The 10,229-nt window shown below is 50.2% G+C and carries 9 protein-coding genes; 1 reads left to right on the top strand and 8 read right to left on the bottom strand.

Annotated features, from left to right (window positions below):
* The first annotated feature begins 40 nt into the window (after positions 1-40).
* Entirely contained in the window at positions 41-829 is a 789-nt protein-coding gene (locus tag QEH59_RS13035) for a class I SAM-dependent methyltransferase (RefSeq protein WP_425609246.1), read from the top strand.
* Positions 830-952: 123 nt separating this feature from the next.
* Here QEH59_RS13035 and QEH59_RS13040 read toward each other — a convergent pair whose 3' ends face one another.
* The 8 genes from QEH59_RS13040 to QEH59_RS13075 all read right to left on the bottom strand — a co-directional run.
* On the bottom strand, positions 953-2,743 hold the full coding sequence (locus tag QEH59_RS13040; protein ID WP_308985818.1) for a hypothetical protein: 1,791 nt from the start codon (positions 2,741-2,743) through the stop codon (positions 953-955).
* Between the two features lie 261 nt (positions 2,744-3,004).
* Complete coding sequence (gene lspA, locus QEH59_RS13045; protein ID WP_308985819.1) at positions 3,005-3,562, bottom strand: signal peptidase II; 558 nt, start codon at positions 3,560-3,562, stop codon at positions 3,005-3,007.
* A gap of 68 nt (positions 3,563-3,630) precedes the next feature.
* On the bottom strand, positions 3,631-4,827 hold the full coding sequence (corA, locus tag QEH59_RS13050) for a magnesium/cobalt transporter CorA (RefSeq protein ID WP_308985820.1): 1,197 nt from the start codon (positions 4,825-4,827) through the stop codon (positions 3,631-3,633).
* A 36-nt stretch (positions 4,828-4,863) separates the two neighbouring features.
* Positions 4,864-5,148 carry a YhbY family RNA-binding protein gene (locus QEH59_RS13055; protein ID WP_308985821.1) on the bottom strand — a complete coding sequence of 95 codons (285 nt, stop codon included), beginning with the start codon at positions 5,146-5,148 and terminating at the stop codon, positions 4,864-4,866.
* Positions 5,149-5,332: 184 nt separating this feature from the next.
* Positions 5,333-6,718: a GH1 family beta-glucosidase gene (locus QEH59_RS13060; RefSeq protein ID WP_308985822.1), complete on the bottom strand. Its 1,386-nt coding sequence runs from the start codon at positions 6,716-6,718 to the stop codon at positions 5,333-5,335.
* A gap of 10 nt (positions 6,719-6,728) precedes the next feature.
* Complete coding sequence (locus QEH59_RS13065; protein ID WP_308985823.1) at positions 6,729-8,297, bottom strand: SLC13 family permease; 1,569 nt, start codon at positions 8,295-8,297, stop codon at positions 6,729-6,731.
* A 52-nt stretch (positions 8,298-8,349) separates the two neighbouring features.
* Positions 8,350-9,249 carry a hypothetical protein gene (locus QEH59_RS13070; RefSeq protein ID WP_308985824.1) on the bottom strand — a complete coding sequence of 300 codons (900 nt, stop codon included), beginning with the start codon at positions 9,247-9,249 and terminating at the stop codon, positions 8,350-8,352.
* Between the two features lie 152 nt (positions 9,250-9,401).
* The coding region (locus QEH59_RS13075; protein WP_308985825.1) for a hypothetical protein at positions 9,402-10,229 on the bottom strand (828 nt) is incomplete at its 5' end.

Below are 10,229 nucleotides of genomic sequence, written 5' to 3' on the forward strand. Positions count from 1 at the left end.
AGTCATCTTACTCTGTGCGGCTGAAGCAGTAAATGCTCAAATGCTGGCAGAACGCTATTCGCTCCCCTTGCTGAATGCCACTCATTTGGAAGAGGCGAAGGCGCGTGAACTGGAGCGTTTTGTGCGTTCACAGATTTTAAGTGAGTTAACGCAGCCTAACTATGTATTTCTTTTTTCGGCGACTGGCTTATCGTTGATGCAAATTCAGTCAGATCGTCTTTTGAATATTTGTGCTGATTTCTATGGTCCGACAGTGAACTATCGCCGCCATAAAGGTGGTGGCAAAGGGCAAATGATTGCCAAGGCAGTGGGACTTCATACTGGGCAGCTTCCCACGGTTTTAGATGCCACTGCTGGGCTTGGAGGGGATGCCTTCGTGCTCGCCAGTTTGGGCTGTTCGATCACGATGACGGAGCGTGTCGTTGAAGTGCGCGCGCTACTTGCAGATGGTTTACGTGTCGCTCGAGAGTGGGGGGGGCGCCATGAGGCATCATTGATTACGATACTTGATCGGATGCACTTACTTGATTCGGATGCTGCGAGCTATATGCAAACTTTGGCCCCGACGTGCTGCCCGGATGTGATTTATTTGGATCCGATGTTTCCTGTGCGCACGAAGCGAACTCAAGTCAAGAAGGAGATGCATGTTTTCCATCAGTTAGTTGGTAGTGATCCGGATGCCGACCAATTGCTGGAGATCGCCTGCGCTAAAGCAAAGAAGCGTGTGGTGGTTAAACGGCCACGTATCGCGCCTCAGTTGGCTGATGCCAAGCCCAGTTATACTTTAGAGGGGAAAAGTAATCGCTTCGATGTGTACGTCTGCGGTTGAACGCAACGGCTGTTTCTTAGTCTTCAGTTGTAGAATGCTATATAGGTCTTCAGGCGTACGTGGACCAAGCCTGATTCAAAGCAAATTTCAGATATTAGCAAAAGTCGACTGGACTAGTAGTGCTTAATTGTTCTGTGCGGTTTCGATTATGTTTAATAGAGGTTCTTTTTCGGACGCTTCTATAGCAGCGTCCTTCACCGCTTCCATGGCTGCGCTGGGATCTATCTTGACCCATTCGCGCAGGCTACGGCTGAGGTCATTTTTGCGTATTTCCGGATCACTTAAGGTGGCTGCCCAAATGAAACCGGCTTCGGGATCGTTGCGGGATATGCTCTGTACTAATGAAGACACGGAGCGGTCGCGTGCGGGGCCTTCTTCCAGTGTCGAGATCCATTCGGAGGCAGCCATCGGGTCGTGCTGAACATAATTATTAGCGACCGAGCCATACAGGTCTGCACTTGCATTCTCGTCGATGGTGTTGGGCAATTGACTTAGCCATGTGATTGCTTCTGCTGGATCTTCGCGCGACCATTGTTGAAAACCACTTCTTAAATAATTCCGCTGTTTGCTTTGTTCGACTGAATTTTTAAGGTAAGTAAAGGCTTGTTGAGGCGCTGCCTGCATCCAATTTGCATACACATTCTGTACCGCCATGCTACGTGCCTGATCGTCACTTAAGGATTCGGCCCACGCTAGGGCTCCGGCTTGATCATACTTAGACCAATCGTTGACGACTTGTGAGGCTAACTGGCGTTGTAGCGTAGAATCTTCTGAGCTAGCGATTAAGCTACGGATATTTTCTGAGCCATAGCGGGTGAGTTGCCAACCCATGCCTCGGAGTACCCGTTGTTTTTCGTCCTCGTAGCCCATACTGAGCGCAAAGTTAATCGCAGAAGCCGGATCGTGTTCTGCTAACTGGCGCGCATAGTTACTCAATGCATTCATACGTGCATTACCTGCGGGCAGGTCCAAAACAAAAGCCTCCGCACGAGCTGGATCTACCTGTGCTAAGGAGCGGATTACGTCGCCCACTTTACTGTCGTAGGTTTGCCCTGTGGCGACTTCGCCCACCCAGTCATAGATTTCAAGGATCTCATCATAACTTTTACGCCAACCTAAATTATTCAATGATACGTGTCGTAGCACCTCGCGTCGTTCCAATGGATCGGTTTTGGAGGCAATAAAAGCCTTGGCGGTATCGAAATCACGATTCAAGAGATTGCTGAAAACCTGTTTTCTAGAATTATAGATGGTACTATCCATCGGTTGAGAATCGAGCCAATCCAGTGCCGCGATGGGGTCTTCCTGTATCCAATTCTGCAACGCGCCTGAGAGTGCCTGCACCTTTTCCGGTCCATCCTCAAGGGAGAGTGCGGAGGCGCGTGCTGCTGCCGGATCCTGATTGGCCCAACGTTGATAGATATTACGCATCACCCAATCAGCTCGATGCCCGATAGCACTCATCTCTTGCGCGATTTCGATGGCACGTTGCGGATCGTCCTCGGCGATCGCCTGTGCGACACTTTGCATCGCGTTTTGTTGGGTGCGTTGATCGGTCACCTGTAAGGCCGAAGCGTAGGCTGCCATTGGAGCTTCTTGGGCCCATGCGCTATATAACAGACTGTACAAGCTTCGTTGCTTATCGAGTGGTTGAGCCTCGATATAGGCTTGCATTCCTTGAGGATTGGTAGCCACCCACTTGGTTGCTAAGAGGCGCTGAGTTGTCCATCGCATACTGCCGGAATGTTCTTGAATCGCGGTCATTAGAGTGCCGAAATCCTCAGCCTCTACGTTTTTCATTCGCTCTAATATGATCGTTAGTCGATCTAAGGGCTCTCGATCATCCAGAGCGCTCAACCATGTCAGTGAGGCCTCGGTTGTGTTTACTGTGGCTGTTTCAGTCAGGGTGTACACAGATTCCGATGAAGTCTGAATCTTGCTTTGAGACGTTTCTACGCTTGAGGGGGATGAAAGAGCAGAGGCAGTAGGCTTTGTGGCCAATTTTGAGGAAGGTGCCAAATACCAGCCGAAGATTAAGCCAAGCACAAGCGTTAGGACTGGGGGAATCCATTTCATCAAGTGACGCTACGAAGCATAGTTCTTAAGCGCAAGTGCAGGTTTGTTAAAGCTGCGGTAAACGAGCACTACAGGCCCGTATTTTGTGTGCGCAGTTATCTATGACTGCGGGTGCTCTTCATCCGCTGCTTGTTTGGCGCTTTCCGATTTGAAGCTCAGGATCAGGTAGATAATCGTGCCGATCACGATGCCACAGTCAGCGATATTGAAGGATGGGTAACGGCCGGTCGGCATGATCCAGGGGATGTTGATTGGGAAATGAAAATCGAGAAAGTCGATCACATGACCATGGATGAGGCGATCAATCATATTGCCTAGAATGCCGCCTATCAGCAGACCGAAGGCCCATTGCATAGGTTTTCGGTGTAGTTCCAAACTGTGACGTAGCTTGTAAATTGCGAATAGGGTGATTAGCGCGAAGAGTGCCAGCAGTCCGCCGTAGCCAGAGAACATGCCCCAGGCCGCACCTTCATTGCCAATATGCACGATATAAAAGAAGCCCTCGATGACTGTGATGGATTCAGGAGGGTAGTAGCTGTCCAGCGGCAAATTATTAAAAATCCAAGTCTTGGTAATTTGATCCAGGACGAAGATGATAATGGCCGATACATAGAGTAATCGGTAGCGGTTGAGTTTACTGAGCGTATGGTTCGGCATTGGAAGAACGCACTACGCTGCCAGTCTTTAACTCGGGTGCAACCCCTCAATTGCTTTTAATTCGCGTATTACTTTGGACCGATCCAGCCCTTCCGCCAGAAGAATATGGCGAGGCCTAAGGTCATCGATAGGCAGCCACCCCAGAATACCGGGTAGGCATATTTCCATCCGAGTTCTGGAATATATTCGAAATTCATGCCATAGACACCTGCAAAGAAGGTGATGGGGATGAAGAAGCTAGCCATGATCGTGAGCACTTTCATGATCTCGTTCATCTTATTGCCCACTGAGGTCTGATAGAGGTCCGTGAGGCCAGATGCTGTATCGCGATAAGTTTCCAATAGATCAATGACCTGCATGGTGTGGTCTTGAATATCGCGATAGTAGGTCTTGAGGTCAGGGTGTATCAGGCCGGATTCATCCCGATAGAGTTGGTCGGTGAGTTCTCGAATTGGCCACAGCACGCGTCGTTGTAAGGACAGGTCGCGTTTCATCGAGAACAACTTCTGCTGGCTGCGCGTGCTTGGGTCCTCGAGGATCTCGAGTTCCATCTCTTCCATGGCGATGCCATAAGCTTCTAGTAGGGGGAAGAGGTGGTCAACAATCGAGTCAAGTAGAGCGTAAAACAGGTAGTCAGCCTTATAGCTGCGAAAGCGCCCAGTGCTTTTCAGTAAGCGCTTGCGCACAGGGTCAAATACATCGCCAGGTACTTCTTGAAAGGTGATTAGGGTGTCTTGAAACAGAAAAAAGCTGACTTGTTCATTTTTGAGCGTGTCATTGGCCAGTTGGAGTTGGCGGGCGATTACAATCATGTGGTCATCGAACACCTCCACTTTGGGACGCTGGTAAGTATGGATGACATCTTCGGCTGAGAGTGTGTGAATGTCGTAATACTGGCAGACGGCATTCACCACACTGGGACGCAAGCCATCAATATTTATCCAGCGCACATGCGGATTGGCAGCTCTTGGGTGGGCCAGTGCCGCATCAATATCGTCAAAGGTCCTTGTGGTGTGCTCGCTGCCCCCATAGTCGATCACCGTAATGTCGACATTTAGTGAAGGGTCTTCCTTATGAATGTACTGTTCGATTCCAGGAGCCGCGCCGGGTTCGGCCCGAGGCGCTGAGCTGTGACTACGACTGAGCGGTGAAAACACACCTTTGCCCACTTCCAGAATACTGGAAGTAATGAAGCTCGCTGTTTTGGCGATGGCACCACTGGTCGCGTGAGCCACCTCTTTGGCAGATTCGATTGATTGCTTCACGCCAGTGAGTGTGCTCGAATTCTATACAATGACAAGCTAAGCTTTTTCGGGCATGTCACGAAAGAAAATACCGGTTTTACCGACACCACCGACATATTCACAATCGAGCTTGCTGGGGATTTCTGTGCAATAGGCTTTTATCGTGTCGCGCTCTGCTTCGAAACGCACCTTGATCAGCCCGTTTTTGTTGAGGGCCGTTTGTAGTTCAGCTTCGACAGTTTCACTGAGTCCTTGTTTGCCAATGTGCACATGTGGTTTGAGTCGCTGTCCGATGCCTCGGAGTTCTTTTTTTTCTGCGCTGGTAAGTGGTAGATTTTCCATGGGGTTTTAGTTATGGGGCTACGATGCGATAAGCAAGTATGAAGGCGAGGCGTTCGGTATTGTCCCTACCAACCAGTAGAGCGGTCTTTGTGATCTCGATTTTAGCCAGCAAGACGCACGGTGATCGCGCCCCAAAATAGTTTGGGACGCGGTCATAACGGATCGCTACCGCGTATTCATTCGATTACTGAGTGGAATTACGGGATTCATTAATGATGGATTGGTAAGCGTAGTAGGATGTTTTGGGGGTGCGTTTCAAGCTATCAAAATCGCAGTAAATGAGACCAAAACGCATATTGTAGCCTTGGCACCACTCGAAATTATCCATCAAGGTCCATGCAAAATAACCCTGCACATTGACACCATCTTCAGTCACCGCTTGCTTCAGTGCTTGGGTGTATTCGCTTACAAAATAAGCGCGTTCCTGATCGTCGATGGCTTCATCGACACCATTGGCAGTAATCGCAGTTCCGTTTTCTGTGACGTAAATGGGCAGGCCGTTGTAACGTTGGTGTATCCAGTTGAGCATTTTGCGAAAGCCCCAGGGCACGACAAACCATCCCATGCTGGTGACTGGCCAAGCGGGATCGGAACTCAAATACAGGTGCTGATCTTCACTCATACCACCATTCCCATCGCCGGGGGCCACTGCGTTCTGCGCCGGCGCTTGGCGTGAGGCATAGTGGGTGGTGTAGTGGTTGAGCCCCAGAAAGTCTGCAGAGCCCTTTAATAGTTCGGATTCTTCAGCAGTAAACTCCGGAAGGCGCGTGCCGAGTCGCTCGCGCATGATTGCAGGATAATGGCCAAATACCACCGGATCGGTGAGCCATCCATAGAAAAATTCCAAGCTTTCCTGCGCGGCTGCAATGTCTTCTGGACTATTGCTGAGTGGCTCTCGGAAATCGCAGTTGTTGGCGATGCCGATCACCCCTTGGTAGCTGCCTGTACGAAATTTTTTGACAGCATACGCATGGGCCAACAGGAGGTTATGTCCGACCAAGTAGGGTTCCGTTTGAGATACTCTGCCGGGGGCGAAGACACCAGTCCCGTGCCCGAGCACGGCGGTACACCAGTTTTCATTGAAGGTCATCCAGTGTTTCACCCGGTCTCCAAAAGCCTGGAAGCAAATTTCAGCATAGCGCGCAAAGGCTTGTACCGTGGTCTCACTGAGCCAGCCGTCATTCTCCATTTGCAGTGCCAAGGGCAGATCCCAGTGGTACAAGGTTACGTACGGAGTGACACCTTTTGCGATGAGGCCGTCGATTAAGCGATTGTAAAAGTCGATCCCCGCTTGATTGATGACGCCCTTGCCATCGGGAAGGATGCGTGACCAGCAGATTGAGAAACGGTAAGCTGTGACTCCTAAATCTGAGATGAGCTTGATGTCTTCCGCGTAGCGATTGTAGTGATCGCAGGCGATTGCAGAAGTGTCACCATTGTTGATTTTACCTGGAATTTGGCAATAGGCGTCCCAAGTCGAAGGCCCCTTGCCGTCGGCAGTGTGTGCGCCTTCGATTTGATGTGCTGAGGTGGCTACGCCCCAGGTGAAGTCTTTCGGAAATACTTTCATATGATTCTGATTATTGTGCCCATGTTGGCACGATGTTAAGCACAATTTCAAATGCTGGAATGAGTGCAATATAAGTGATCAATGTGATTAGAAAAATACCAATTACATTGAGTCCGAACCCTGCCTTCATCATCTGAGGAATGCTGACGTGGCCTGAGCTAAATACGATGGCATTGGGCGGCGTGGCTACCGGTAGCATAAATGCGCAGGAGGCAGAGAGTGCGGCCGGCGCGATGAGCAGTAGCGGACTTTGGCCTAGACCGATTGCCACTCCAGCTAAAACTGGCATCAGAATGGTCGCAGTTGCTGTATTTGAGGTCAGCTCAGTCAGAAAAGTGACTATCAGCGCGATACATAGGATGAGTGCAACAATTGGTAGGTTAGATAACATGCCGACCTGATTAACAATCCAGTTGGCCAGTCCCGAAACGGCGAAGCCCTGTGCCAGCGCAAAGCCACCACCAAAGAGTAAGAGTACGCCCCAGGGTAGTTTGGATGCCCACTCCCAGTTCATGACAAACTCATGCTTGCGCAAATTTGTAGGGAGGAAAAATAGACAGATCGCCCCGGCGATGGCGATACTTGAGTCTTTTAGCATACTGGGATCAGGGAAGAATTGGGCGATTTGCGGACGGAAGAGCCAACCTAATGCGGTCAAGCTGAAGACTGCCAAAGTCCATTTTTCACCAGTATTCATCACTCCTAATTCTGCAATTTGCTGTTTCAAAACCTTGTCTGAATCCGGCAGTCTGAGCCCTTTCATCGGGTTGCAGATTCGAGTTAACCATAACCAACAAATTGGCAGGAACAGGGCTACCATAGGCACGCCCACCAGTAGCCAATTAGCAAATGTGATTTCGTAATTATATGTTTTCGATAGGTAGCCGGCGAGCACCGTATTGGGCGGGGTACCAATGAGTGTGGCCAGTCCTCCAATGGATGCGGCGTAGGCGATACCAAGCATCAGGTTGATGGAAAAGGCATGCAGTGCTTTTTCGGAACTTCCGCTCTGCGATTGCTTGAGTGCTGCGCTAGCTTGGGTGATGACTGCGAGCCCGATTGGAAGCATCATTACGGTAGTCGCTGTGTTGGAAACAAAGGCCGATAACAGGGCGGTAGCCAGCATGAAGCCTAGGACCAGGCGCGAGGGTGAAAAACCAATTAAGCGAATCACATGCAGTGCTAAACGACGATGTAAATCCCAGCGTTGCATGGATAGTGCGATAATAAAGCCTCCCATAAATAAGAAGACCAAGTGACTACCGTACGGTGCTGTTGCCTGGCTTGTTGGCATAATACCAAGCGAGGGAAAGAGTACGATCGGCAGTAAGCTGGTAATCGGGATCGGGATTGTCTCGCAAATCCAGAGTATGGCCATGATAAAGGCGACTGCCGCTGCGCGTTGCGCTTCGATACTCATGCCCTCCGGGGTAGGGGCCAGTAATATTAGAATAAAACCTAGCGGGGCTAGAATTAAGCCAGTGAGTGCGCGGCGGTTAAAGGACTCACGTTTGCTTGGTGTGAGCGGCTCTTTGGTAGGCGGTTGTGTGGCACGAGGGGGTATTGAGGGAGATTTCAAAGTGGTAGGAGACTGTGAATATACTAGTTGCTATGGCGATGGGTACGAGGGCTTAGCGTTCGGATGCGCGTGCTTGCAATATAAAGTCAATCTTACTCAGTTCACCGGAGATGTCGTGCCAGAGCTTTTCAATGCCGTCGATTGGTGTAGAGGGCACTTCATTCTCTGCAATATAAGCCCCGTATTTCTCTAAATAGCGTTCTTTGAATTCGAAAAAACTCCAGCGGCCTTTCAGTCCCATTCGTGTCATCAAATCAAGTAGCAAACTACGCCGTATTTCCAGTTCCTGAATTCGGAGGATTTTATAATAGTCATCTTCAAATTGACGTATTTGTGCGGCTTGGCGCGCGGCCGCGACTTTTTGCTCTTGCTCTGCTTGTTCTAGAATCGCTTGTAAAGGTCGTTTGCCTGCGGCGGCTTTATGCGCTCGTAGCATCGCTAAGTCGTCGAGCGCGAGTTGTCCCAAACGGGCTTGATAGATCACCGGAAGTTTTGAGCCCCAGTAATAACGAATAAAAAACAGGCCCTGGTCGCCAGGCGTTAGTTTTGCCAGGATATCGTCTGGCGCTTGTGGTTTTGCCAGAAAAATATCGCCACCAGCTCCTTGGATATAGGCCCAAATGTTGGGATCCGAATCTGGGAAATAGACTGCCAGTGAGGGCGATAATGGCCCTTTAAAGCCTTCCTCAACCGAAAAAGTTAATTCTTTCGCTTTAGCCCAAGTGATGGCTTCCAGTGGGAGCTCCTGCTCATCGATATCGTGAATGTGCACGCCAGTGACACCTGTTTTAAAATCGGCTTCTGGCAGGATTTTTGTGAGTTCACCATAAAAGACATGGGTGGACGCCTCATAGATTTGAGCCAAATTCCAGCTTTCGCTAGTGATCGCCTGCGGGGGTGCTCCGAATAGGTTCAGCCCTGCTAAGCTGCAAAGTAGTAAGAAGCGTTTCATTTCCGAATTGCTAAAGCTCTCCTTGGTTTTGGCTAGAATAAAACCTGCACTTCTTTGGGAACGCCCACCAGCATGAGCCAAGACAGTTCCATTATGGGCTATTTCCGCTGCACAAGTTCATGCGTCAAGTCTTACGGTGACGATGCGTCAAATTATTGCGACGAATGGGGATCTGATCGGTCTAGTCGCAATCTGAAGAAGGCACGATTCTGTGCCTCGAAAGTGTGCTCGGTCCTCACTCTTAAGCGAGTGCTTGTATCTTCAATGACTGTCAGGCCTGATCGCGTCCAAGTTTGCAGGTCGGTAGACCACCAGGCTGAATAGGCGATGTCGGAGCGTTTGAAGTCGCGCAGAATCTCGAAGGCCAGGTTGCCAGTCTGCTCAAAATAAAGACGGGGACGTTCGGGTGCGTCGTTAGCTGAGTCGGGGCTGCCGCCGAGTGCATATTCGAATATATTGCTAGCCCAGTCGGAATCTGGGTTGGCATTGCTGTTGGCATTGCTGCCTCCACTCGCAAAGAATTCTGAGGCAAATGCCTGATATCCGATGGAGTCAGTTACAGTAGCGCTTTGACGAATGCGACCACTGTTGCCGACTGTAATAAAGGTATTCTTGAAAGCGGTAATTTCATTACGGTCTTCCAAATTGCCTGGATCGATCGGAATCCAGTTGATCCCGTCGGTGGAAATGAGGTCGATATCGGCATAGGAGTTGTTTAAATTGTAGCCGACTCCATAGTAGAGGCCGCCGTTGATTGTTGCATAGCCTGTGAGTTGGTGGTAATCGCCCGTTTGCGTAGAGCTCCACGTTTGTCCGGCATCGGTGGAGCGCCGTGCGCGACTATAATGGCCGCTGGCATAAAATGCGCCTTCCAGATACTCGATTTCCCTGAAATCCTGCCAGGAATCGAGGCCTGTGCCGTTGGACAGGTCTTCCCAATTAGCGCCATCGCTTGAGCGATAGACCGCGACCTCACCGTT

This window comes from Thalassobacterium sedimentorum (assembly GCF_031127905.1).
GTDB lineage: Bacteria > Verrucomicrobiota > Verrucomicrobiia > Opitutales > Coraliomargaritaceae > Thalassobacterium > Thalassobacterium sedimentorum.